Consider the following 24,253-nt stretch of genomic DNA (forward strand, 5'->3'; position numbering starts at 1 on the left):
GGGCCTCAAGCCGCGAGCGCCGTCAGCACCGCGCTGCCGGTCGCGCTCGCCTCGTAGCGGGTGCGCTGGGTGCGGGGGTCGCGGGCGGTCACGGTCAGTAAGGCGTCGCCGGTGAGCGTCTCCACCGCGCGCAGCACAAGGGCGTGCTCGACACCGAAGATGCGGGCGAAGCTCCGGCTGTCCGCGGCGAGCTCGAGATGCAGGCCGGCGAGGATGCCGGCCTCCAGCAGGCTCAGCTCCGGACGCAGGGCCGCGATCGTGTCGGTCGCGGCGAGGAAGGTCTCGGCGTCGGCGGCCGGCTCGCTCGCGCGGCCTTTCCCCTCGCTCACGCCGCCTTGCCCACATCATTCGCGGCGCGGGCGCGCACCTGGACCAGCACCGACTTGGAAGTCGGTGTGTCCGAGAACTCGCCGAAGGCCGAGAGCGGAACCAGCACATTGAGTTCCGGATAGTAGCCGGCGAGCGAACCGCGGGGCATGTCGAAGGGCACGAGTCGGAAATCCTCCGCCACCCGCTCGACGCCGTCCTCGGCATGGACGCAGACGAGATCGACCCGCTCGCCCGCCCGCGCCTTCAGTTCGGCGAGGTCGTCCGGATGAGCGAACACCACCCGGCGCTCGCCGTAGACGCCGCGGTAGCGGTCGTCGAGGCCGTAGATCGTGGTGTTGTACTGGTCGTGGCTGCGGAAGGTCTGCAGCACGAAGGTGTCGCCCTGCCGGCTCGCGCGCTGGTGCTCTGTGGCGACGGGGAGCGGCCCACTCGAAAAGCCCGCGCGGCCGGTGGCCGTCTCGAACACGCGCTCGGCGGCGAGGTTGCGCAGCATGAAGCCGCGGGGACGGCGCACGCGGGTGTTGAAGCCGGCAAATCCCGGGATCGTCCGCTCAATGAGGTCGCGGATCAGGTCGTAATCGTCGGCGAGCGCGGCCCAGTCGATCCGCTCCGAGCCGACGGCGGCGGCGGCCATGCCGGCGATGATGCCGATCTCCGAGCGAAGCTGCGGCGAGGCCGGCTTGTTGATGCCGCCCGAGCCGTGGACCATGCTCATCGAATCCTCGACGGTCACGATCTGCACCTTGCCCCGGCTGTTGCGGTCGATCTCGGTGCGGCCGAGGCAGGGCAGCAGATAGGCGACCCGGCCCGGCACGAGATGCGAGTGGTTGAGCTTGGTCGCGATGTGGACGGTGAGCTCGCACCCGCTCAGCGCCTTCTCCACCAGCCGGGTATCCGGCGTCGCGCGCACGAAGTTGCCGCCGAGCCCGATGAAAGCCTTGGACGAGCCGTCGAGCATCGCCCCGATGGCGCCGAGCACGTTGTGGCCGTGCTGGCGCGGCGCGTTGAGCCCGAATTCGCGGTCGAGTGCTTCGAGGAGCGCGACGGGCGGCTTCTCGTTGATGCCGACGGTGCGGTCGCCCTGCACGTTGGAATGGCCGCGCACCGGGCACAGGCCCGCGCCCGGCCGGCCAATATGGCCGCGCAGGAACAGCAGGTTGGCGATCTCGCGGATCGTCGCCACCGAGTGGCGGTGCTGCGTCACGCCCATCGCCCAGGTCGCGATCACCTTGTCCGCCCCGAGGTAGACGTCGGCGGCGGTCTCGATCTCTTCGCGGGTCAGGCCGGACTGATCGAGGATCGCGTCCCATTCCGTCGCCTCGACCGCGGCGCGATAATCGGCGAAGGCGCTGGTGTGGGCGGCGATGAAGGCGTGGTCGAGAAGCGAGGGCCTGCCTGCCGCGAGCGCCGTCGCATCGCGGGCGAAGACGGCCTTGGCGATGCCGCGGAAGGCCGCCATGTCGCCGCCGGGCTTGGGCTGGTAATAGTGGCTGGCGATGGGGCGGCTCGCGCCCCGCAGCATCTCGACGCTGTTCTGCGGATCGGCGAAGCGCTCCAGGCCGCGCTCGCGCACGGGATTCAGCACCACGACCCGGGCACCCCGCTCGGCGGCCCGGCGCAGGTCGCCCAGCATACGCGGATGGTTGGTGCCGGGGTTCTGGCCGACGACGAAGATCGCGTCCGCCTTCTCGAAGTCCTCGAGCAGCACCGTGCCCTTGCCGATGCCGATCGCCTGGGTGAGGGCGATGCCGCTCGCCTCGTGGCACATGTTCGAGCAATCGGGGAAGTTGTTGGTGCCGTAGGCCCTAGCGAAAAGCTGGTAGAGGTAGGCCGCTTCGTTCGAGGCGCGGCCGGAGGTGTAGAACTCGACGCGGTCGGGGTCGAGGCCGCGCAGGATCGCACCGATCTCGGCGAAGGCTTCGTCCCAGTCCACGGGGCGGTAGGTGTCGCTCTGCGCGTCGTAGCGCATCGGATGGGTGAGGCGGCCCTCGCTCTCCAGTGCGTAGTCGGTCCAGCCCCGCAGCTCCGCCACCGGATGCTTGGAAAAGAAGCGCGGCGTCACGCGCTTGTCGGTGGCCTCCCAGGAGACCGCCTTCACGCCGTTCTCGCAGAACTCGAACGAGGAGCCGTGGGCCGGGTCGCCCCAGGCGCAGCCGGGGCAGTCGAAGCCGTCGGGCTGGTTGGCGCTAAGCAGGGCCCGCGCGCCGGAGAGCGGGGCGCGGCTGCCGAGCAGGAACTTGCCGCAGCTCTTCAGCGCACCCCAGCCGCCCGCGGCGGAAGAGCGCTTGGGTAAGCCTTGCGAACGGTCCATCCGAGAGCCCGATCTTCGCGATGTGGGAGATGTTTCGGACGATCCGCTGCCGCCGCCTCGCCCCCCGGCGGGTGCGCGGTCTCGGACCCCGTCGCAATGACGTAACATCTCGCAGATGCGAGTGGATGCGTGGCTGATGATGGGGGAGGTATTCTCTCCGCGCAAAGCAATTTAGCTCAATTCCAGAAGGTGCCTATTTCTGGAATGGCTCAAGGATCATTCTGTCGAGAGCGAGATGCGATCGCTCGGAAATTTGATGCGTTGCAACAAAATGCCGAGAGCAAGAAACTGCGTCAGATCGTGCTCGCACGGCGCGGCAGGACGCGATCTCGCCGTGCTCCCCAACCCGCTTCGCCGATGCCTCGCGAGACGGGTCGAGACATCGGCCGATCCCGGGTCAGGCGGTCCGCGCGAGTTCTGCCGCGTCCCGCCCGACGACCGGCGCGAGGCGCGTCAGGCCTTCCGCCCGGAGCCGCTGGCTCAGGCCGCGCTTGATCGTGCCGACCAGGCCCGGCCCCTCGTAGACGAGGGCGGAATAGAGCTGGACGAGGCGCGCGCCGGCCCGAATCTTGGTCCAGGCGGCCTCGGCCGAATCGATGCCGCCGACGCCGATCAGCGGGATCCGGTCGCCGACGCGGAGATAGGTCTGGGCGAGGAGCCGCGTCGCCGGACCGAACAGCGGCCGGCCGGACAGGCCGCCGGTCTCCTTCGCCAGCACGGATTCCGTCAGCGTCGCGGGCCGCGCGATCGTGGTGTTCGAGACGACGAGGCCCTGAATGCCGCGCCGGAGCGCCGTCGCCGTCATGGCGTCGAGACCTTCGAGGGCGAGGTCCGGGGCGATCTTGAGCAGCACCGCCGCGCTCGATCCGCTGGCGTCGCGGGCGGCGACGACGCGGGCCAGCAGGTCGTCGAGAAAGGCCTCGCCCTGAAGGTCGCGCAGGCCCGGCGTGTTGGGCGAGGAGACGTTGACGGTGATGAAGGCGACATGCGGCGCGAGCCGCGCGGTGCAGGCGACGTAGTCGGCGAGCCGATCCCCCGATTCCTTGTTGGCGCCGATATTGACTCCGACGATCCCGTCGCGGCCGGCGCGGGCCTTGAGCCGGTCGGCCACCACGTCGAGCCCCTCGCTGTTGAGGCCGAAGCGGTTGATCACTGCCCGGTCGCGGGAGAGCCGGAACACCCGCGGGCGCGGGTTGCCGGGCTGAGGACGCGGCACCACTCCGCCGACCTCGACGAAGCCGAAGCCGAGACCGAGCAGCGCGTCGGCCACCCGCGCGCCCTTGTCGAACCCGGCGGCGAGGCCGACCGGATTGGGAAAGCGGCGCCCGAACAGCTCGACGGCGAGCGCCGCATCGTCGGCCGGCGGCCGGCGCGGCGGCAGCAGCGAAAGGCCGCGAATCGTCAGATCGTGCGCCGTCTCGGCGTCGAGCCCGTGCAGCAGCGGCCGGGCGAGGGGAAAGAGCGCGTCGATCATGCCTGCGGAACTTCTGCCGGGAAGACGTGCCGTCCGTCGGGGCCGAGATGCAGGACGGCCACGGATCGCACGGCGCTCAAAGGAAGGTCGGCGTAGAGGTGCGGGAACAGGGCGCCGCCCCGCGACGGCTCGAAGCGCAGCGCCGGCCCGAGCGCATCCGCCTCGACCGCCACGAGCAGGAGGTCCTCCTGGCCCGCGAAATGGCGGGCGGCGGTCTCGGCAACCTGATCCGCGGTCGAGAAGTGGATGAAGCCGTCGGCGTGATCGACGGGCGCGCCGGTGAAGCGGCCGAGCGCCTCGGCCTCGCGCCACAGGTCGCGCGGACAGATTTTGTAGACGAGGGCCATCCGGTCTCCGGGAGTAAATCTTCCGGAGCGATAGAACGCACGCTTCCGCGCGGCAACCAATGCGGAGTGATACCAGATACAGGCCTTTCCGCCTTCTCCGCGGGGCGATCAGATGCGACACTGCCCTCTCCGGATGCTCCGATTGCGTCCGGGTTCGGCGGGTTCTAGTTTCCTAACTTTAGGCCGTATGTCTCAACGGCACACGCGCCGGTTTGAGGCCGCTATGCTGTCGCACGAGCAGATCTGGACTGCGATCGACCGATTGGCCGAGCGCCACGGCTTCTCCGCCTCGGGCCTCGCCCGGCGCGCGGGCCTCGACGCCACGAGCTTCAACCGCTCGAAGCGGATCGGACCCGACGGGCGCAAGCGGTGGCCTTCGACCGAATCGATCGCGAAGGTGCTGGCCGCGACCGGCGCCAGCCTCGACGACTTCCTCCACCTGGTCGATTCCGGGCAGCCGCAGGTCCGGACGATGGTGCCGCTGATCGGCCTGACCCAGGCCGGATCGGGCCGCCTGTTCACCGAGGAGGGCATTCCGACGGGCGGTCCCGGCTGGGACGAGATCGAGTTTCCCGATCTCGGCGACGACCGCGCCTTCGCCCTGGAGGTCCAGGGCGATTCGATGCTGCCGCTCTACCGCGACGGTGACGTGCTGATCGTCGCCCCGAATGCCGGCATCCGCAAGGGTGACCGGATCGTCGCCCGGCTCACCAACGGCGAGGTCGTGGCCAAGGAATTGCGCCGCCGCACCGCGCGCACCATCGAGTTGGCCTCGCTCAACCCCGAGCACGAGGACCGTATGGTGCCGCTCGCCGAGGTCGCCTGGATGGCGCGGGTGATGTGGGTGCGGCAGTAGGGAGCCGGCCGTCTACAGCCCGGCCAGCCGGTGGGCCATGCCGAGGGCGACCTGCCCCGAGAGCAGGCTCCAGCCACAGGCGATCATCGTCGCGACCATCACGAATGGGATCGGCCGGTGCTCGAAGCGGCGGCCCCGCAGGGTGTTGCGCAGGATGATGAAGGGCGCGACCACCGCGATCATCGGCAGCGCGGCCAGAGCGGTGATGCCGCCGGCCTCTAGCAGGCGGAAGCTCGCCCGCCGGTTCGTCGCGTATTCAAAAGCACTCGCGAGCAGCCCCGCCAGGGCGAGGCCGACGATGAGCGCCTGGATGGATTCGAGGGACGACGGGCTCAGGGTCATGACGCGACGCTCCTTCTCAGGATGTGACGCGCAGTCTGACCGATGGTTTACGTCTTGTTAAGAAAGACGTTCTGTTAACGCTAACGCCGCCCACAGGCTCGAAGCCCGGGACGGCGCGGAAACGGATCTCGAGGCGGCTTGTCGCGCCTCAGGCGTCCTCTTCCAGGTCGATATCGAGGATCGCCATCCGGAAGGTGAAGGAATCGTCGCCGTCCTCCTTGTCGTCGGCGAGCACGCCGATCGACTCGTCGCCGATGAACACCTCGGCGGAATCGCCGGTCTTCATCGCGACCACGCGGATGTTGGCGTTGGCGAACTTGCGACGCAGATAATCCTGCAGCTTGGCGACTTCGGTCTTGGTCACGCCGTCAACCTTCTTGCGAGGCGCCGCGTGCCGGGACGCGCGATCCCGGCGGCAGCGCTGAGGGGATTGTGATGGTGGTCGGCGGCTTGCCACGTCGGGGGAGGGCAGGCAACCCGCCGCGGGCATGGAGCGGCTTCAGATCCCGCCGGCGATATCGACGAACTCGCTCATCGCCACGAGCTGGTCCATCGAGCGGGCCGGCTCGGCGCAGCCCGCCGCCCCCACGACGCGCGCCGGCACGCCGACGACGGTGGTGTGCGGCGGCACCGAGCGGAGCACGACGGAGCCCGCCGCGACCCGGGCGCAGGCCCCGACCTCGATGTTGCCGAGGATCTTGGCGCCCGCGCCGATCATCACGCCGCGGCGGATCTTCGGGTGACGGTCGCCGCCATGCTTGCCCGTGCCGCCGAGGGTCACCGCGTGCAGGATCGAGACGTCGTCCTCGATCACGGCGGTGGAGCCGACCACGAGGCCGGTGGCGTGGTCGAAGAACACGCCGCGCCCGATCCGGGCCGCCGGGTGGATGTCGGTCTGGAACACCTCCGAGGACCGACTCTGGAGGTAGAGCGCGAGATCGCGCCGGCCCTGACCCCAGTACCAGTGGGCGAGCCGATGCGCCTGGATCGCGTGAAAGCCCTTGAAGTAGAGCAGCGGCTCGATCGCCCGGGTCGTCGCGGGGTCGCGGTCCATCACGGCGAGGATGTCGGCGCGCATGCTCTGGCCGATGCGCGCATCGTCTTGAAGCGCCTCGTGGAAACCGTGGGCGACGAGTTCGGTCGAGAGCGAGGCGTGGCCCAGCCGGGTGGCGACGCGATGGGCCACCGCCGCCTCCAGACTCGGATGGTTGAGGATGGTCGCCACGAAGAAGGAGGCGAGCTGCGGCTCGTCGCGCACCACCGTTTCCGCCTCGGTGCGCACGCGCGTCCAGAGCGGATCGACGATTCCGGCGATCCCTTCGCGCCCGGAGGCCGGGTTGAGCGACGGACTGGCGGACATGCATTCCTCCTCGACAGCCTGGGCTGTCCATTCGGCCTGAGGCCGCGGCGCGGGGCGCGGCCTTCAGCGTGTTCGAGCCCGACCTGCCCGGGCGGGACGGATTATGCCGCCAGATAGGAGCGGCGGATACGACTCGTATCGTGCATGCGGCGAGGAGGAGAAGCGTCTTCGTCCACGCCGGGGCAAGCCTTACAGCTTGGTGTCACCCGGCGCCGCATCAAGGGCCGTGCCCAACCCTGCGGCGGATCGCGCCGCCGTCAGGCGGCCGGGCGCTTGCCGCCGTTGTCGTTGCCGCTGAAGCGGTCCTCGATCACCTCGATCAGACGCTCGGCCATGACCTCGACCGGCACATCGGAGGTATCCACCACGGCCGATGCGCGGGCATAGAGCGGCTCGCGGCTGAGCAGCACGGCGCGCAGGTCCTCGAGCACGGAGGTCGGGTCGCCCTTGCCCTCGACATGTCCCTGATCGCGCACCCGCTGCAGGTGCTCCTCGGGCCGGGCCTGGAGCCAGATCGTGTAGAAGGAGGAGAGGAGCAGGTCGTAGGTCAGCGGCTCGGCGACGATGCTGCCGCCGGTGGCGAGCACCATCGGTCCCGGCTGCTCGGCGAGGCCGCGCAGGGCCTTCTGCTCCAAGCGCCGGTAGCCCTCCTGGCCGTAGATCGCGAAGATTTCGCGCACCGACAGGCCGTTCTCGCGCTCGATCTCCGTGTTGAGCTCCACGAAGCGCCAGCCGAGATGGGCCGCCGCCATCCGGCCCAGCGTCGATTTGCCGGCGCCGCGCAGGCCCACCAGCGCCACGCGCCGCCGGACCGTGCGCGCTTCCACGCCGGTCGAGCCCGCAAGCGCCGATTTGGCCAGAGCGATCTGGTCCGGATTCGCCTGATCCAGCAGGTCGCGGATGACGCGCCAGTCGGAGGAGGCTTCCTGGGTCGAGACGAGGTCGTCGAGCCGCATTCCCATCGCGTTGGCGACGCGCCGCAGCAGGATGATCGACACGTTGCCCTGACCGCTCTCGAGCTGGGCGATGTAGCGCTCGGACAGGCCGGAGGCCTGCGAGAGCAGCTTGCGCGACAGCCCGCGAACCGTCCGGGCGTGACGCACCCGTCGGCCGAGTTCGTTGAGGAAACTCGCCTCTTGTTCGGCCGCGTCGGTCATGGCCTCACTCACCTCATCGTCCTTTCCGACGCCCGCCTCGATCCGCATCCATGCCGGCCCTCCGCGACGAGGCCCCCACCCCTCGCCCAGGATGCCGTCCGCTCGTCCGGGTTCTCGGCCGAACGCTACCTACTGCAACGCGCGGGCCAGGGCGCGCAAGGTATGGCGGGGTCGGCGCACATCTGGAGATTGGCAGGCTGCAGCGCAACCCACCCTGCAAGCGTGGCATCCATGCGAACTCGCCGGTGGATAATATATGCTATCCCGCAATGCGAGATATGGCGCTGCAAAACATTACTCCGTGAACGTCACACCCTCGAACAGGGTGCGGCCGAGCGGATCCGTCCGGAAGCCGCTCACCGTGCGCCGGATCGCCATGTGGACCACGGTGTGGGCGAGCGGCACCCAGGGAGCGGCCGCGCGGAAGCGGGCCTGTGCGTCGCGGTAGAGCCGGGTGCGGACCTCGCGGTCATCGGTGCGGCGGGCGGCCTGGACCGCCGCGTCGTAGCCGGGATCGCACCAGCGGGCGAGGTTGGCGCCCCCCGGCGCCGCCGCCCGGCAGCCGAGCAGCACGTTCATGAAATTGTCCGGGTCGCCGTTGTCGCTGGTCCAGCCGTAGAGCATCATCGTCGGCGTGCCGCCGTAGAGGGCGGCCCGGTACGCGTTCCAGTCACGGGTGACCAGCTCGGCGCGAATGCCGATGCGGGCGAGGTCGGCCCGGATCATATCGGCCACGCGCCGTCCGTTGGGGTTGTAGGGACGGCTGACCGGCAGGAACCAGAGATCGGTCTCGAACCCCTCGGCGTAGCCGGCCTCGGCGAGCAGGCGGGCGGCGGCCTCGCGGTCGAAGGCGAGTTCGGGCAGCCCGCGGTCGAAGGCCCAGCTCGACGGCGGCAGCGGGTTGTGCGCCACCGTGCCCGCCGGCCCGTAGACGGCCTCCACGATGGCGCGGCGGTCGATGGCGAGATTGACGGCACGGCGCACCCGCGGATCGCTCATGGGCGGGCGCGCGGTGTTGAGCGCGAGATAGGCGACGTTCAGCTCCTCGCCCGAGACCAGGGCGAGGTCGGGATCGGCTCGCACCGCGTCGAGATCCGCCGGGCCGGGAAAGGCCATCACGTGGCATTCGCCCGCCTTGAGCTTGGTCAGCCGCACCGCCGTGTTCGGCGTGATCGAGAAGACGAGTGTCTCGATGGTACCCGCCCCGGCTTCCGCCGGCCTGCGCCAGTAGTCCGGGAAGCTGCGGTAGCGCACGGCCACGTCCGGGCGATAGTCGACGAAGCGGAACGGGCCGGTGCCGACCGGCGCGCGGGCGAGCGCCTCCGGCGTTCCCCGGCGGGCGAGATGCTCGGCATATTCCGCCGACTGGATGCCGCCGAAGGCCTGGGCGAGGTTGAGCAGGAAGGTGGCATCCGGCTCCTTGAGCCGGAATCGGACCCGGCGCTCGTCGAGCCGCTCGATCCCCTCGATAAGGCCGGAGAGGCCGAGATCGTGGAAATAGGCGAAGTCGCCGCCGACCCGGTGATAGGGATGGTCCGGCTTCCACTGGCGGAGGAAGCTGAACAGCACGTCGTCGGCGTTGAGCGGGCGGCTCGGCGCGAAGCCGGCATTGGCATGAAAGCGCACGCCCGCCCGCAGGGTGAAGTCGTAGGTCCGCCCCCCGTCGGAAACCTGCCACGATTCGGCGAGCGCCGGCCGCAGGTCGGTGGTGCCGGGCGCGAACTCGACCAGGCTGTTGAACATCTGCCACGTCGCGCTCATCGCCGTCGTGGTGGTGACGAGACCGGGATCGAGGGATTCCGGGTTGCCCTCCGAGCAATAGACCAGGGTCCGGTCCTGCCCCGGCGGCCCGCCCGCCCGAGCGATGACGGCGGCCCAGGGAGCGGTCGCCAGCGCGGCAGCGAGGGCGATCAGGAGAGTGACGACGAGTCCCTCGGGGCGGGCGCGGCGTCTCATGAGGCCTGCGCCCCGGCCGGCCGGCGGGCCGCGCCCGGCCGCTCGGCATCGCCGGGCGCGCGGGGAAATTCGAGGCGCACGAGGGTGCCCCGGCCCGGCTCGCTCTCGACGGCGATGCGGCCCTGGAGCCGGGCCGTCACGAGGTTGTGGACGATGTGCATCCCCAGTCCGGTGCTGCCGTGGGAGCGGGCGGTGGTGAAGAACGGGTCGAAGATCCGTCCGAGGTGCTCCGGTGCGATGCCGCTGCCGTCGTCGCTCACCTCCAGCCGCACGAGAGGTCCGGTGCCCGAGGCCCGCACCGTGATGGTTCCGGGCCGCTCGCCACCGGCGAAGCCGTGCACCACGGCGTTGGCGACCAGATTGGTGACGACCTGCGCCAGCACGCCGGGATAGGTGTCCACGACGATGCCGGAGGGGGCGTCGCGCTCGATCCTGTGGCCGCCCTTGCGCAGCATCGGCTGCAGGCTCGCGAGCAGTTCGCCGAGCCAGACATCGAGGTCGAAACGCCGACGCTCGTCGCTCGCCCGGTCCACCGCCACCTGCTTGAAGCCGTGGACGAGGTCGGCGGCGCGAGTCAGGTTCGCGCAGAGCAGTTGCGTCCCTTCGCCGACGCGATCGACGAAATGGGTCAGGCGCGAGCGCGAGAGCGTGCCCGCGGCGACCAGCCCCTGGAAGGCCCGCGTCTCGTCGCGCACCAGCGTGGCGGTGGTGAGCGCGATGCCCAGCGGCGTGTTGATCTCGTGGGCGACGCCGGCCACGAGCTGGCCCAGGGAGGCGAGCTTTTCCGCGCGGATCAGGTCGTCCTGGGCCTGATGCAGATCGTGGAGGGCATGGTCGGCCTGATCCTTGGCCCGCCGCAGCGCCCGCTCGCGCCGGCCGATCTCGGTCACGAAGAAGTTCGTCGCCCGCGCGATGTCGCCGAGCTCGTCCGTGCGCTGCGTCCCCGAGAGCCCTTCCGCCTTCGGATCGGCGGCGAGCGCGATCATGTCGCCCTGGAGCTGGCGCAGCGGCACGAGGATCGAGCGCGCCACCGCCAGCGCCACGAGCGCTCCGAGCAGCAGGCCGGCCGCCGCACCGGCGAGGAGGAGCTGGCCCAAGAAGGTGCCGAACCGGTCGGCCTCCTCGACCGCGTCGTCGTTGAGGGCGCGGGCCGCCTCGCTCAGGCCCGCGGCGAGGCCGTCCATCTCGGCGATCATCGCGTTCTGCCGGGTGAGCCCGTCGACGGTGGTGGCGAGCCGGGCGCGCCAGCCGTCGATGGCCTCGATCATCTCGGATTGGATCAGCGGCGAGATCGGCAGGGCGGACGCGCTCGCCGAGAGCCGCTCACCCTCGCCCAGCATGGCCGAGGCGGCCTCCGCGTCCCGGCGCGTCAGCGCCTCGGCGGTGCGCTGTCCGAGCTTGAGCGTCGTGATGCCGATGTTCTGCGTCGCCTGCTCGGTCGCGTTCGCCTCTCCGGCATAGGCGAGGAGCTGCGCCACCTCGTCGTCGAGCGTGCGCTGCTCGGAGGTCACGATCTTGAGGAGGCGCTCGCCCCACTCGGTCAGCCGATCGCCTGCGTCGAGGCTCGTGTCGGCGGCGGTCAAGCGCTCGGCCTCCGCGGCCTCCGTCTCGCGGGAGGTGGCGCGCAAGGCCGCCGCCAGATCGCGGCCGGCATGGACGAGGCGGGTCCGCTCGGCGCGCCCGGCCTCCGGCGACCCGCCGCGTTCCCGGGCGAGGGCGAGCTGCCACGCGCCGGCCAGCACGGCGTTGAGCCCCGTTACCGCGTCCCGGGTCGCGCGCAGCCGGTTCACCTTTCCCGTCAGCGTCCAGGCGAGATCGACGTTCGAGGCCTGCTGCCGCCGGCGAGCCTGCTCGGCGAGGTCGGTCAGGCGGCCCGCGCGCTGGCCCATCTCGGCGATGAGGCCGTCGTTCTCGCGGGCGACCGCGGAGAAATCGCGCATCCGCGCCACATAGCGGTCGAGGGACTGGCGCGCGGCGGCGGCCCGCTCGGCCTGCCCCCGGCTGCGGGCCTGCTTCTGGAGGGTCTCCAGGCCGCTTCCCGCCTTGTCGGTCAGGTCGAAGAACCGCTTCTCGATCGCGGCGCGCGCGTCGGCGCGGGCGGCGACGAAGTCGTCGCGGACGGATCGCGCCAGGGTGAGGTCGTGATAGACCCGGGCGGCGAGCAGGGCTCCGGCCCGGGCCCGCTCGCCCTGGGCGAGCAGGAACCAGCCCGCGGCGGCGATGGCGGCGGCGACGAGGATCGGGACGCCGCCGACCAAGGCAATCTTCCGGCCGACCCGCATCCTCGCCCCGTCGCGGACTCCCTCGGGAGCATCCTTCGTCGCAGCAAGATCGTCGCCGGAAACGCCTTGCCCATCAAGAGCCTCGGCCGGTTCTTGATGGGGACGACGGTGGCGGCCGCCCTCACGCCACCACGGTGGCGGTCTGGCGCCGCTTGCGCACCGGCGCCCCACGGCCGCCGGAGGGGCCGAAACGGCCCTCCTTGGCTGGTGTCGTCTGGGCGGTCCGGCCGGTGCGGCCGCCTTGCTGACGTCCGTGCAGGATCTCCCGCAGCTTGGCCAGCGTCTCCGGCGAGGCCTCGAGGGCCTCCTTCGAGAAATGCGGCATGGCGGCCCTCCTCACTGAGCGGTGAGAGCGATGATGCGCACCTTGCGCCCGTCGGCGGCGCAGGCGGTCGGGGTGTAGGGCCACGCGGCGGCACAGGCCGCGATCGATGACGCGCTCTCGGGAGCCGTGGAAGTCTTCACCGTGGAAGAGTTGACCGCGGGAGTCTTGGCCGTGGGAGTCTTGGCCGCGGGAAGCTTCACCGCGGGAACCTCGACGGCCGTTGCCCCGATGTCTTCCGGGCTCGCGGCCGGCTTCGGGCGGGCGGCGGCATCCGTCGTGGCCAGGCCGGCGACGAGCCCGGCGGACAGGATCGCGCTCGCGGCGATCATCGTAACCAATCCCTGCATGACATCCCCCTGCGGCTTCGCCGTCGTCGATGGGGATGGTTGTAGGGAGGGAGCGTGTCCGGCGTTTTGCGTCGCCGGTCACAGGATCACCGGATCAGAGGCCGTTTGTTGCGTCGAGGACCGCACCGACGAAACATTCGCCGGCGGAGGAGCCTCTAATCCCCTTCGGGCCGGAAGATGTAGCCCAGGCCGCGCACGGTGCGGATGTAGCGCGGGTTGGCCGGATCCGGCTCCACCTTCTTGCGGATGCGGTTGATTCGCACGTCGATCGCCCGGTCGAACGCCTCCGGATCGCGGGCATCGGCGAGGTCGAGCAGCCGCTCCCGGGACAGGGCCCGCTTCGGATGGTCGGCAAAGGCCTTGAGCAGATCGAATTCCGAGCGGGTGAGCGGCTGCTCCACCCCCGCGTCGTCGCGCAGGCGCAGGGCGTCGAGTTCGAGCCACTTCGTTCCGAACCGGATGGTTCGCGAGGCAGCCGCCGATTCGCCCGCGGGAGCCGTAGCCGGCGCCTGGACAGGCGGGGGGACATGGGAGGGCGGCGCCACCTGCGCCCGCCGCAGCACCGAGCGGACCCGGGCCACGAGTTCGCGCAGTTCGCAGGGCTTGGGCAGGTAGTCGTCCGCGCCGAGTTCGAGTCCCACCACCCGGTCGATCGGGCTCGCGGTCGCCGTCAGCATGATGATCGGGATCGGGCTCCTCGCCTTCAGATCCCGCACGATGGAGAGGCCGTCCTCCTCGGGCATGTTGAGGTCGAGCACGATCAGGTCCGGTTTGCGGGTCTGCAGATGGGCCCGCAGCGCTCGCCCGCCCTCGCACAGGGCCACGTCGAAGCCGTGCAGTCGCAAGTAATCGCCGACCATGGCGCGGGCATCCGCCTCGTCGTCGACGACGGCGATGTGGGGGCCGGTCGCCGTCATGGGCGGTTACCGATCCAAAGGGGTGAAGAGAATCGTGTCGTCACCTCGATCTTCCCTCGAATCGAAAGACGCGCCCCGCCGCCTCGACAGCTTTCGCTGTCACCATGCCCGATCGCGCCTGACTTGGCGACGCCGCCGGGGCGGCCGTCAACGGCTCTTGCGGAGTCGGTGTCGGCAGCCTCAAGTGCGATCACTGGGGCCGCTCGGCGCTTGCCGGTGAAAGGTGTGTTGAGACCATCCGTCTTTCGCTGGGATTTCTTCGCAGGTTCTCGCTAAACATTGCGGTGTGTGCTTTCGGACGGCACAACCGCATGCGCCGCCTCACCAAGAGCGTCGAGAGGGTGCTCGTGACGCTGATCCGGTCAGCGAAGGCATGCGGGCCGCCTCGAACAGCGCGAAAGGCCTTCACGCGATGAACGACGCGACCGACGACGACTGGCTCGAACTGATCCCCGACGAGGCGGCGGAGGCGCCGACCCGTGCCGGCTCCTGGACGATCGCCGTGATCGACGACGATCCGGCCGTGCACGAGGGCACGCGCTACGCCCTCGCCGGCTACAGCCTCGACGGACGGGGCCTCGACATCCTCTCCGCCCATTCGGCCCAGGAGGCGCGGGTGCTGCTCGCCGAGCGGCGCGACGTCGCCATCGTGCTGCTCGACGTGGTGATGGAGACCGACGACGCGGGCCTCAAGCTCGTCGACTACATCCGCCGGGACCTGAAGGAAGAGACCGTCCGCATCATCCTGCGCACCGGCCAGCCGGGGCAGGCGCCCGAGCGGCGCGTCATCGTCGATTACGACATCAACGACTACAAGGCGAAGACCGAGCTCACCGCCGACAAGCTCTTCACCAGTCTCACCGCGGCGCTGCGGGCCTATCAGCAGCTCCGGCGGCTCGACGAGACCCGCCGCGGCCTCGAGATCATCATCGACGCCGCGCCGATGCTGCTCGACCACAAGTCGATGCAGCGGCTGGCCGAAGGGGTGCTGACCCAGGTCGCCTCGCTCCTCAACGTCGATTGCGCCGGCATCCTCGTCCTGCGCGAGGACGAGTCCGGCGAGCGGCGCGAGGGCGGTTTCTGCGTGCTCGCCGGCTCGGGGCTCTACGGCGGCTATGTCGGCCGCGACCCCGCCTGGCCGCTCGACCCCGGCATCCAGCCCCTGGTCGAGCAGGCCTTCGCCGCCCGTCGCCACAACTTCGGGGACCACTTCTCCACGCTCTACGTCCAGACCGCGAGCGGCAGCGAGATCGTCGCGCTGATCGACACCGACCGCCCGCTCTCCGACACCGACCGCGCGCTGATCACCCTGCTGGCGGGACGGCTCTCGGTCGCCTTCGACAACGTGATCCTCTACGAGCGGCTGCAGCGCGCCAACGTCACCCTGGAGCAGAGGGTCGTCGAGCGCACCGCCGAGCTGATCCGCGCCAACCGCCGCCTCGACATGCAGCGCTCGGATCTGCGCCGCGCCAACAGTCTCAAGACCGAGATCCTGGGCACCATCGCCCACGACCTGAAGAACCCGCTCTCGGTCATCCTGGGCCGATCCGAGATGCTGGCCGACCTGATCGGCCTCGATCACGGGGAGACGTCCGGCTCGGAGCAGGCGCGGACCGCGATGCGGACCCAGGTCGATCACATCCGCACCTCGGCCACGCGCCTGATCGACATGATCGACAGCCTCATGGCCGACGCCATGAACGACGCGCTCGATATCACCCTGCGGCGCGAGCCCGTCGATCTGGCCGGCCTCGCCCGCGAGGTCTGCGAGGCCAACCGGCCGCTCGCCGATTCGAAGGGCCAGAGCCTGACCACGGATCTCACCGCTCCGCTCCATCTCTGCGGCGACGCCGAGCGGCTGCGCGAGGCGCTCGACAATCTCGTCTCGAACGCGATCAAGTATTCCTATCCCGGCGGCGCGATCACGGTGCGTGTCCGGGAGGAGGGGGGCGATTACGTCTGCGCGGTGACCGATCAGGGCCCCGGCCTGTCCCCGGAGGATGCCGGCCGCCTGTTCGGCCGCTACCAGCGCCTCTCGGCCAAACCCACCGGCGGCGAGGGATCGACCGGGCTCGGCCTCTCCATCGTCAAGCGCATCGCCGAGCTCCATGGCGGCCGTGCCGAAGCGTTCTCCGGCGGACCGGGACAGGGGGCCGTCTTCTCGATGCGGTTCCCCAAGGAGGCGGTGGGGTTGGTATAGGCGGTGTCGCCGGGCGCCCTCAGCCGGAGGATGCGGATGCCGTCGGCCGCATCCCCTTCCGGAACGGGCCGATCTGGCGCTCGTACTCGGCTTCTGCCGGACCGTAGCTGTTGCCCGCCAAGTCGCAGAGCATGTCGCGATCGCGGACGATGATCAGGGCACGCCTCGCCTGGATCGCGCCGTAGCCCTCCAGCGCCTGGATCGCGAGCGTCACGGTCGATCGCTGGGTCGCCAGCATGATCGACAGGAAATCGTGGGTGAGCGAGAGCTCGTCGCCCTCCAGCCGGTCGTGCGCCATGAGGATCCAGCGGGCCAGCCGTTCCTCGACGGAGTGGGCCCCGTTCGACATCGCGGTCTGGCTCACGGTCATCATCACCGTGTGCGTGTAGCGCAGCATCAGGTCGTGCAGGGCCGGGCTGCTCCGGAGGGCGTCGCGGAACGGCCCGACCCCGATCCGCAGCCAGGGACCGCCGACTTGAACCAGAAGCTCGTGGGGCGCGCGATCCACGTTCAGGACGCTCGCGGTGCTGATCATGCCCTCGTCGCCGAAGCAGCCGACCTCGATCCGCCGCCCCTCGCTGGTAACGGCCACGTTCGACGACAATCCGGCTTCCGGGAAGTAGACGGAATCCAGAAGATCACCGACGGACCAGAGGATGTCGCCCTTCTGGACCTGCACACGCTCGAAGCGCGGCATGAGGTCTTCCAACTCCTCCGGCGGCAGGGTCTGGAGAAGGCGGTTTCGCGGTGATGATACGCCCATCTCTGGCCTCGGCCACTCTCGTCTCCCTGCATGAACGCCAAGCATAAACCGGGAGTTCGATCGTTCAGGGAAGCGCGAAGGTCGGAACGGCGCTCCTCAGGTCGCGTCGAAAGTGTCGGAGCGCGTCGTCATCCCCGCCCCGTTGCCCCGGCCGGCTGCGGCAGACGGCCGGGTCTGCGCCGCCGCCCGGCACGGCGGCGTAGAAGATAGAGCGTCAGCCCGGTCGCGAAGAAGCCGGGAAGCGCGAGTGCCGCGAGGCAGAACAGCAGGGCGACGGGTGCGCCGAAGAAGCGGCCACGATGCACCTCGAGCATGTTGTCGGCGATGCGCTGGCCGAGATCCGCCTCGGCGGCGCGCTGGTCGCCGAGCGGGGCACCGGTGCGGGCGTCGTAGCTGGCCTCGTTGCGGAGCGGCGCATCCGGGGCGTACCAGCGGATGCGGATCGACGATGCCTCCGGGCCCGGCAAAGTCAGGGTCGCGAGGGCCGCCTCATGCGTGGCCGTGAACGCGGCCCAGGCCGCGTCGATCGCCGGCCGGCCCTCGGGGGGCTTGCGATCGGCGGCGCGCATTTCCGATTGCCCGACCGGCCGTTCTATCGGCGCTTGCCCCGTCATTGGCCCTGCGACCTGCGCCTTGGCCTGCCCCGTGAGAAGCCACGTCGCCCCCGCGCGATACCAGTCGTAGGACCACCAAAGGCCTGACAGGGCGCTCACCGCGTAGACCGGCAGCAGCCACGTCCCGGCGACCGCGTGCAGCGACCACCAGCGGGCCCGGCCGGGCCGGCCGAGGTTCGGCCGCAGCCAGACCCGCCAGCCGTGCCGTCCGGGCCAGCGCAGGTACAGGCCGCTGCCGAGGAAGACGAGGAGGGCGATGGCGCAGGCGCCGGTGATCGGGCGGCCCCAGCCCTTGCCCTCGCCGGGAAGCAGCAGCCAGCGGTGAAGCGCCCGCACGGTGCCGAAGAACGTCTCCAGCCGCACCGGGCCGAGCACAGTGCCGTCGGAGGGGTCGGTGTAGAGGGACGGGGGCCGCTCTCCGCCGGCGCGATTGCGGGCGAAGCGAACGACCGCGCTGTGGCCGGGTTCGCCCGACAGGGTCAGAGCGGCGATCCGCTCGCCGGGTCGCTGCGCCTCGATCCGTGCGGCCAGGAGCGACGGCGCGAGCGGCGGACGGTCCGGTGCAGCCGCGACCTGCATCCGGTCACGGTTGGCCCGGGCGGTGATCGCCTCCTCGTAGCTCATCAGTGCGCCGGTCAGTCCGATCAGCGCGAGCACGAGCCCGGCGCTGAGGCCGAGCGCCCAATGCAGGCGGAACAGCACGGTGCGGGTGGGGGAGAAGGCGGAGGGCATGAGGCTCCGGGTGTGGCGCATTCGGTTCTTCGTCGGGCCGTCCGCATCGCCCGATCCGGCGGATCCCCGCGCGAGGGCGGATCGGGGGAGGGCGGCGTTTCAGTAGCGCGCCGTCAGGCTGGCGAGCACCGTGAGCGGGGCGCCGGGCAGGTTGTTGAAGGGGTTGAACGGCTGCTCGATGTAGCGCCGGTCGGTGAGGTTTCGGCCGTTCACGGCGAGGCGCCACGTCGGATCGATCTCATAGAACAGAGCCGCGTCGAGGCGGGCATAGGCGCCGACCTTGTAGGTGTTGGTGATGTCGCCGAAGCGCTCCCCGACATAGGTGATGCCGCCGCCGAAGCCGAAGCCCCGGAGGGGGCCGCCCTGGAACTGGTAGGTCGACCACACGCTGGTGCTGAAGACCGGCGCCGCGGGCAGGCGGTTGCCGACGGGGATGAAGCGATCCTTCGTGACCTCCGCGTCGAGGTAGCCGATGCCGCCGATGATCTTCCAGCCCGGCAGGATCTCGCCGGCGATGTCGCCCTCGAAACCCTGTGACCGCTGCTCGCCGGTGATGATCGAGAAGCCGGTATTGACCGGGTCGGAGGCGGCGACGTTCGCCCGCAGGATGCGGAAGGCGGCGGCGCTCACCGTGAGCTGGTCGGGGATCAGGTCGAAGCGGGCGCCGACCTCCACCTGCTCGCCGGTCTCCGGAGGCGGGCTCGCGACGTTGAGGATGTTGGCGCTCTGGGGGACGAAGGAGGTGGTATAGCTGCCATAGAGGGTCAGCGGCTCCACCGGTCTCCAGACGATCCCGACCCGCGGCGAGACCCCGGTGAGGTTCTGCTCCGGCGGGATCGTCCGGGTGGTCGGCGTGCGCTGGAAGTAGAGCTGGTCGGCCGTGTCGAACCGAACGCCGAGCACGAGCTGCAGGCCCGGGAAGAACTCGATCTGATCCTGCATGTAGACGCCGAACAGGCTGAGCTTCTGCCGCAGGTCGCTCTGCAGGGCGAGCGTGCCGACCTGCGGCACCGAGCCCCGGATCGGGTTGAGGAAGGAGACCGAGGTTGCCGTCCCCTGCGTCGTGTCGGGGTGGCGGTAGCCGTCCACGATCTCGAAGCCGGCCAAAGCCGTGTGGCGGAACCCGAACGGATCGACGAAACGCCCGACCGCCTCGGTGCGGCTGTCGATGGAGTGATAGAGCGAATCGCCCTCGGTCAGGCGCCGCGCCACCGTGGTGCCGGCGGCGTTGACGCCCGTCGCCCGGGTCGCGAGCAGGTTGAACGTGCCCCACTGGCCGTTGATCGCCTGCCGCAGGGTCAGGCTCTCGTTGACGTCATGCTCGGCCAGGAGCGTGATCGCGTTCGCTTCGCCGTAGTAGCGTGACCACGGTTCGCCGTAGAAGCGACGCACATTGTCGAGCGGCACCCGGCCGCGGAAGGCGATCAAGCCCTCATCGTACTGGCTATGCTGACGGGTGAACTCGGCGTTGAGAAACACCCGCGTCGAGGGATCGGGCGTCCAGACGAGGGCCGGTGCGAAGAAGTGCCGGGAGTTTTCCGGTCCGCCGAAATCGCGGAAGGTCGCCTCGTCCTGCGTGGCGAAGCTGAAGCGGGCGGCGAGCCCCTCGACGCTCGGGATCGCACCCGAGACGGAGCCCTGCACCCGCCGGAAGCCGAACGAGCCGCCCTGAACGGTCACGTCGGCGGACGGGGCGAGCGTGGGCTGGCGCGTGACGATGTTGATCAGACCGCCGGGGTCGCCCTGGCCGTAGAGCACGGAGGCCGGACCCTTCAGCACCTCCACGCGCTCGACATTGGCAAGGTCGCGCTGGGTCGGCTGGAACGCGTTGGCCGGGTTCAGCACGAGGCCGTCGACGGCGTAGGTCTGGGTGCGGAAACCGCGCAGGATGTAGGTGTCGGAGCGGCCCTGGATGGTCCCACCCGGCTGGACGTTGCTGACATTGGTGAGCGCGTCGGTGAGGCGGACGTCCTGCTGATCGACCAGGACCTCCCGCGGGACGACCTGAATCGATTGCGGCGTGTCGCGAAGCGCCGTGTCCGTCCGCGTCGCGGTGCCCGATCGCGCGGCGCGGTATCCGACGACGGGGCCTCCCGCCCGCTCGCCGCTCCCCGTGACCGAGAGTTCGGACAAGACGGTCTCGGTACCCTCCGCCGGAACGGCTTGTGCGTGAGCGCCGAGGGGCCAGGACGGGACGAGCAAGGCCAGGATGATCCAGGACAAGCTGGGGGCGAACACGACATTCGAGCCGGCGAAGCGGATGATCGCTCCGCTTCCGTCAAGACACGCTTTTCCCTGCGCCGCGCCGTACATCGCCGTTCCATGTCGAGGACCGGTTCTTCGAGGCCGGCACGGCGCCTTTACCGACATTACTCCGAGGGCGGCAAGCTGTTGCTCTGGCCTTTTACAGAATTCTTCTGAGGGTCCGCTCGTCGTGGCGGCGGAACAACAATTTATTCCAAGTCTAAACTGGAGCTGTCTCCTTGCTATTCGGCCGGCGCGAAGGGCACAGCCGAAAGTCCCGCAGGTCGTCCCGGCCCGGTTCGGGGATGCTCGCGCTGCGACGGCTTTCGTGTCTACAATCCACGGAGGTTTGCCGCGGCGGGGGCGCACCGACATGCGACGCCTTCTCAAGTTCCTTCATACGATGGGAGCGATCGGGCTGATGGGGGCGATGGCTTGCCTCATCGTCCTCCTGAGCCTCACCCCGCCGCCCGACGCGCTCGCCGGCTACGCCCTGATGCGCGGGGCGATGGGAGCGGTCGCGACATGGATCTTCCTGCCCTCCCTGGCCCTCACGCTGGTGGCGGGGTTGCTGGCTGTGGCGTTCCATCCGGGTTTCCGGGAGGCGGGCTGGGCCTGGGTCAAGCTCGCCACCGGTGTGCTGGTGTTCGAGGGGGGCTTCGTCGGCATCCAGGGGCCGATGCAGGAGGAGGCCCGGCGCAGCGCCGCCGCGCTCCGGGGTGAGATCGATCCCGCCACCCTCACGGGTGCGCTCGCGGCCGAGCGCAACACGCTCTGGGTGATCCTCGCGGTCGCGATCCTCAACGTCGTCCTCGGCATCTGGCGGCCGCGCATCCTGCGGCTTCCCCGTTCCGACCTGTCCCGGCCGGCCTGACGCATTCCGACTGCACGCCTGAGGGATCTCGCGGATCAGCCTGGCCATGGGGAACGGTTTCAAGCCAAGCCTCGTTGCCGCCGCTGGGGTTGGTACCCTGGGGCTCCATCGGATGTAGGTTCGATGCGGGGCGCTGTGCATCGGTCCGGCGGCAGGACGACCAGAGGCAGGACCACCAGGCAGGACTACCAGGCAGGACGGCGGAGGAGCGTGATGGCGACGCGAGGCTTTACCGGGCGGCCCCCTGCCGCGGCGATCCGCGAGCGGCTTCCGCCGGGGCAGTATCTCACCGACGACTTCCCCGTGCTCCAGCTCGGGCCGACGCCTCGGGTCTCGACCGAGGGCTGGCGCTTCACCCTGCGCCAGGGGGCGCGGCCTCTGGCGAGCTGGACCTGGGACGAGTTCGCACAGCTGCCGCGCACCCGCTGGAGCGGCGACATCCACTGCGTGACCAAGTGGTCGAAATTCGACACCGCCTGGGAGGGCGTCAGCTTCGACGACCTCCTCGCGGCGGCCGGCCTTGAGGCGCCGACGGGATTCGTCCTGGCGGAGGGCCATGACGACTACACCACCAATGTCCCGGTGGCGGATCTCACCGGCGGCAAGGCGATGGTGGCCACCCTCTACGACGGCAAGCCGATCCCGCCCGACCATGGCGGCCCGGCGCGCCTCCTCGTGCCGCACCTCTATTTCTGGAAGAGTGCCAAGTGGGTGAAGGGCCTGCGCTTCACCGAACGGGACGAGGCCGGGTTCTGGGAGCTGCGCGGCTACCACATGTACGGCGACCCCTGGCGTGAGCAGCGCTTTACCGGCGACTGAAAGGATTGCCCGACGTGAGCGGCACCGCGTTCTCGCCGTCACCCTGGCGCACCGCGACGATCCGGGCGATTAAGCCCGTGACGCCGCGGGTGAAGAGCTTCCGCTTCGCCCCCCTCGACCGGCCGCACCGGGCCGGCCAGCACGTCGATGTGCGCCTGACCGCGCCCGACGGCTATCAGGCGCAGCGCAGCTACTCCATCGCCTCGGCACCGGGCGATCCCGCGGGCATCGAGCTGATGATCGAGGGGCTGGAGGCGGGTGAGGTGTCCGGCTTCTTCGACACGGTGGCCGAAGTCGGCGACGCGATCGAGCTGCGCGGACCGCTCGGCGCCTTCGATTGGGGGCCGGGGGACGGCGGCCCGGTGCTGCTGATCGGCGGCGGCTCCGGCCTCGTGCCGCTGCTTGCGATGGTGCGCGAGCGGGCCGTGCGGGCGCCCGAAGTGCCGATGCTGCTGATCTACTCGGTGCGCAACGCCGCCGAGGCCATCGCCCGGGCGGAACTCGCCGCCCGCTCCCGCGACGAGACCGGCTTCGATCTGACCCTGCTCCTCACCCGCGAGGGCGCGACCGCGGGCCGGCGCATCGACCGCGTGATGATCGGTACGGCGATCGAGTGTCTCGGCATGCCGCGCCACGCCTTCGTCTGCGGCGGCGATGGCTTCGTCGGCACCGTCGCCGACCTGCTGGTGGATGCCGGCGTCAAGCCGGGCGTCGTCCGCACCGAACGCTTCGGCGGCTGACCGTGCTCAGCGGCCGCCGCTCGGGCAGGAGCGGGCGAAGCGCCTAGTCCAGAGGCGGGGCTGCCGCCGGCATGGCGTCCGGGCTGTCCGAACGAACAGGAGCCGATCCCGGCCGCTTTCGGCGGGGATCGGCTCCTGGGGTTTCATAGGGTGTCGAGCGGCTGGGCGACGGGCGAGGGCCGTTGCCGCCGAACCGAACGTCGATCCGGCGCGGCGCGCTCAGCCTTCCTCGTCGCCGTCCGAGTCGTTGTCGATCAGGTCGGAAACGTCGTCGTCTCCGTCCTCTTCCTCTAGGAAGGTGTCGTCGTCCGCTCCGCCGCTGGCGTCGTCGCCGCCCTCGTCGTCGTCCACGTTGATATCGGTATCGTCCTCGCTGGCCTCGGCCTCGTCGAGCGAGACGATCTCCGGACCGCCCTTCTCCTCCTCGTCCTCGTCGTCATCCGAGCGGCTGGCGACGGGCGGGGCGACGCGGGAGGTCGCGACTTGGTAGACCGTGCCGCATTTCGGGCAGGTCGCCGGATCACGGTCGAGATCGTAGAACTTGGCACCGCAATTCATGCACTGGCGTTTGACGCCGAGTTCCGGTCTAGCCACGGCTGCAAACCTCTGGGGACGGAGAGGGGAAAAGGATCCGGGAGAGCGGCCCCGTTAGTCGCAGCCTCCGCCCATGTCAAACGGCATGTCGCGCGCCGTATCGCATCCTGCGAGGGGGCGTTCGGCAAGGTTGGCCGTAAGCGGCGTGGAGAACCGTGTCAGGCGTGGCGCGACCACTTGTTCTGCCGCCGCTCGACGGCGACGCGCAGGAGACGGTTGAACGGTGTGCCGTTCACCCGGCCAGGGCGGTCGAACTCATGCAGGACGGCTTCGAGGGCGACGATGCGCTCGCTGGGCCGTCGATAGGCGCTTTCCAGTTCGTTCAGGGCTTCGAGGACGCGTTGGCCCACCGTTGAATCGGCAACGGCGGAAGCATGATCGACCTTGCGCAGGCACTGGATCACGGGCGTCATGGCCTGCACCATAAACTTATGTTGCGATTTGTCGAGGGGCTGGAGCCACGCGAGCGCCCATCCGATGCGCCGTCCACACAGGATCGGCCGTTGGTGGCGGGTTGCGGTCACGATCGAGCCGAGGGATCGCAGCCGGGGCAGCTGCCGCTTGCGGTCCGATGTCGGCTGACGATGGCTCGGAGCCAGGTTGCCAGGTGCGAGTGGTGCCGCCTCAGGGATCTAGCGGGCGTGGCTGGCTCCGAACGTCCCCGAACTT

Annotated in this window: 23 protein-coding genes; 5 read left to right on the forward strand and 18 right to left on the reverse strand. The window is 70.1% G+C overall.

Features of this window, described 5'->3' with window-relative positions:
• Window positions 1–5: 5 nt before the first annotated feature.
• The 4 genes from HNR01_RS22255 to HNR01_RS22270 all read right to left on the reverse strand — a co-directional run bounded on the left by HNR01_RS22255 (window position 6) and on the right by HNR01_RS22270 (window position 4,462).
• Window positions 6–329, reverse strand: coding sequence for a hypothetical protein (locus HNR01_RS22255; RefSeq protein WP_183669896.1), 324 nt, complete (start codon window positions 327–329; stop codon window positions 6–8).
• The gene (locus HNR01_RS22260) at window positions 326–2,641 is read right to left on the reverse strand and encodes an FdhF/YdeP family oxidoreductase (RefSeq protein ID WP_183669898.1); all 2,316 of its coding nucleotides are present in this window, start codon (window positions 2,639–2,641) and stop codon (window positions 326–328) included. The genes HNR01_RS22255 and HNR01_RS22260 overlap by 4 nt, the downstream gene beginning before the upstream one ends.
• Before the next feature lie 397 nt (window positions 2,642–3,038).
• Window positions 3,039–4,115, reverse strand: a complete 1,077-nt coding sequence (locus HNR01_RS22265; RefSeq protein ID WP_183669900.1) for a quinone-dependent dihydroorotate dehydrogenase — start codon at window positions 4,113–4,115, stop codon at window positions 3,039–3,041.
• The gene (locus HNR01_RS22270; protein ID WP_183669902.1) at window positions 4,112–4,462 is read right to left on the reverse strand and encodes a DUF952 domain-containing protein; all 351 of its coding nucleotides are present in this window, start codon (window positions 4,460–4,462) and stop codon (window positions 4,112–4,114) included. The genes HNR01_RS22265 and HNR01_RS22270 overlap by 4 nt, the downstream gene beginning before the upstream one ends.
• Window positions 4,463–4,685: 223 nt before the next feature.
• Here HNR01_RS22270 and HNR01_RS22275 point away from each other — a divergent pair, with 223 nt between their 5' ends.
• Window positions 4,686–5,318: a S24 family peptidase gene (locus tag HNR01_RS22275; RefSeq protein WP_017485457.1), complete on the forward strand. Its 633-nt coding sequence runs from the start codon at window positions 4,686–4,688 to the stop codon at window positions 5,316–5,318.
• A gap of 12 nt (window positions 5,319–5,330) precedes the next feature.
• Here the strand turns inward: HNR01_RS22275 and HNR01_RS22280 are convergent, their stop codons facing one another.
• The 9 genes from HNR01_RS22280 to HNR01_RS22320 form a co-directional block, all read right to left on the reverse strand.
• Window positions 5,331–5,660, reverse strand: a complete 330-nt coding sequence (locus tag HNR01_RS22280; protein ID WP_183669904.1) for a DUF6949 family protein — start codon at window positions 5,658–5,660, stop codon at window positions 5,331–5,333.
• A gap of 148 nt (window positions 5,661–5,808) precedes the next feature.
• Entirely contained in the window at window positions 5,809–6,024 is a 216-nt protein-coding gene (locus tag HNR01_RS22285; protein WP_017485459.1) for a DUF3126 family protein, read from the reverse strand.
• 135 nt (window positions 6,025–6,159) lie between these two features.
• Window positions 6,160–7,020, reverse strand: a complete 861-nt coding sequence (gene cysE / locus HNR01_RS22290; RefSeq protein ID WP_183669906.1) for a serine O-acetyltransferase — start codon at window positions 7,018–7,020, stop codon at window positions 6,160–6,162.
• Between the two features lie 257 nt (window positions 7,021–7,277).
• Window positions 7,278–8,225, reverse strand: coding sequence for a helix-turn-helix transcriptional regulator (locus HNR01_RS22295; protein WP_017485461.1), 948 nt, complete (start codon window positions 8,223–8,225; stop codon window positions 7,278–7,280).
• A 246-nt stretch (window positions 8,226–8,471) separates the two neighbouring features.
• Entirely contained in the window at window positions 8,472–10,133 is a 1,662-nt protein-coding gene (locus HNR01_RS22300) for an ABC transporter substrate-binding protein (protein ID WP_183669908.1), read from the reverse strand.
• Window positions 10,130–12,415: a sensor histidine kinase gene (locus HNR01_RS22305; RefSeq protein WP_183669910.1), complete on the reverse strand. Its 2,286-nt coding sequence runs from the start codon at window positions 12,413–12,415 to the stop codon at window positions 10,130–10,132. Before HNR01_RS22305 ends, HNR01_RS22300 begins: the two co-directional genes overlap by 4 nt.
• 121 nt (window positions 12,416–12,536) lie before the next feature.
• The gene (locus tag HNR01_RS22310) at window positions 12,537–12,740 is read right to left on the reverse strand and encodes a hypothetical protein (RefSeq protein WP_153876053.1); all 204 of its coding nucleotides are present in this window, start codon (window positions 12,738–12,740) and stop codon (window positions 12,537–12,539) included.
• A gap of 11 nt (window positions 12,741–12,751) precedes the next feature.
• Window positions 12,752–13,069, reverse strand: coding sequence for a hypothetical protein (locus tag HNR01_RS22315; RefSeq protein ID WP_153876054.1), 318 nt, complete (start codon window positions 13,067–13,069; stop codon window positions 12,752–12,754).
• A gap of 173 nt (window positions 13,070–13,242) precedes the next feature.
• A complete protein-coding gene (locus tag HNR01_RS22320; RefSeq protein WP_017485466.1) occupies window positions 13,243–14,004 on the reverse strand; it encodes a response regulator in 762 nt (253 codons plus the stop codon).
• 373 nt (window positions 14,005–14,377) lie between these two features.
• Here HNR01_RS22320 and HNR01_RS22325 point away from each other — a divergent pair, with 373 nt between their 5' ends.
• The gene (locus HNR01_RS22325) at window positions 14,378–16,204 is read left to right on the forward strand and encodes an ATP-binding response regulator (protein ID WP_183669912.1); all 1,827 of its coding nucleotides are present in this window, start codon (window positions 14,378–14,380) and stop codon (window positions 16,202–16,204) included.
• Window positions 16,205–16,223: 19 nt separating this feature from the next.
• Here the strand turns inward: HNR01_RS22325 and HNR01_RS22330 are convergent, their stop codons facing one another.
• The 3 genes from HNR01_RS22330 to HNR01_RS22340 form a co-directional block, all read right to left on the reverse strand.
• Window positions 16,224–16,967: a Crp/Fnr family transcriptional regulator gene (locus HNR01_RS22330; RefSeq protein ID WP_183669914.1), complete on the reverse strand. Its 744-nt coding sequence runs from the start codon at window positions 16,965–16,967 to the stop codon at window positions 16,224–16,226.
• A gap of 128 nt (window positions 16,968–17,095) precedes the next feature.
• Entirely contained in the window at window positions 17,096–18,313 is a 1,218-nt protein-coding gene (locus HNR01_RS22335) for a PepSY-associated TM helix domain-containing protein (RefSeq protein WP_183669964.1), read from the reverse strand.
• A gap of 99 nt (window positions 18,314–18,412) precedes the next feature.
• Window positions 18,413–20,626, reverse strand: coding sequence for a TonB-dependent siderophore receptor (locus tag HNR01_RS22340; RefSeq protein WP_183669916.1), 2,214 nt, complete (start codon window positions 20,624–20,626; stop codon window positions 18,413–18,415).
• Window positions 20,627–20,930: 304 nt separating this feature from the next.
• Here HNR01_RS22340 and HNR01_RS22345 point away from each other — a divergent pair, with 304 nt between their 5' ends.
• From HNR01_RS22345 to HNR01_RS22355, 3 genes are all read left to right on the forward strand, one after another.
• On the forward strand, window positions 20,931–21,431 hold the full coding sequence (locus tag HNR01_RS22345) for a hypothetical protein (RefSeq protein WP_017485471.1): 501 nt from the start codon (window positions 20,931–20,933) through the stop codon (window positions 21,429–21,431).
• 213 nt (window positions 21,432–21,644) lie between these two features.
• Window positions 21,645–22,250 carry a sulfite oxidase-like oxidoreductase gene (locus HNR01_RS22350; protein WP_183669918.1) on the forward strand — a complete coding sequence of 202 codons (606 nt, stop codon included), beginning with the start codon at window positions 21,645–21,647 and terminating at the stop codon, window positions 22,248–22,250.
• 5 nt (window positions 22,251–22,255) lie between these two features.
• Window positions 22,256–22,990: a ferredoxin reductase gene (locus HNR01_RS22355; protein ID WP_210313522.1), complete on the forward strand. Its 735-nt coding sequence runs from the start codon at window positions 22,256–22,258 to the stop codon at window positions 22,988–22,990.
• A gap of 219 nt (window positions 22,991–23,209) precedes the next feature.
• Here HNR01_RS22355 and HNR01_RS22360 read toward each other — a convergent pair whose 3' ends face one another.
• Entirely contained in the window at window positions 23,210–23,584 is a 375-nt protein-coding gene (locus tag HNR01_RS22360) for a TIGR02300 family protein (RefSeq protein WP_183669923.1), read from the reverse strand.
• Between the two features lie 158 nt (window positions 23,585–23,742).
• Complete coding sequence (locus tag HNR01_RS22365) at window positions 23,743–24,009, reverse strand: hypothetical protein (RefSeq protein ID WP_153876082.1); 267 nt, start codon at window positions 24,007–24,009, stop codon at window positions 23,743–23,745.
• Window positions 24,010–24,253 lie beyond the last annotated feature (244 nt).

This window comes from Methylorubrum rhodesianum (genome assembly GCF_014199985.1).
Classification (GTDB): Bacteria; Pseudomonadota; Alphaproteobacteria; order Rhizobiales; family Beijerinckiaceae; genus Methylobacterium; species Methylobacterium rhodesianum.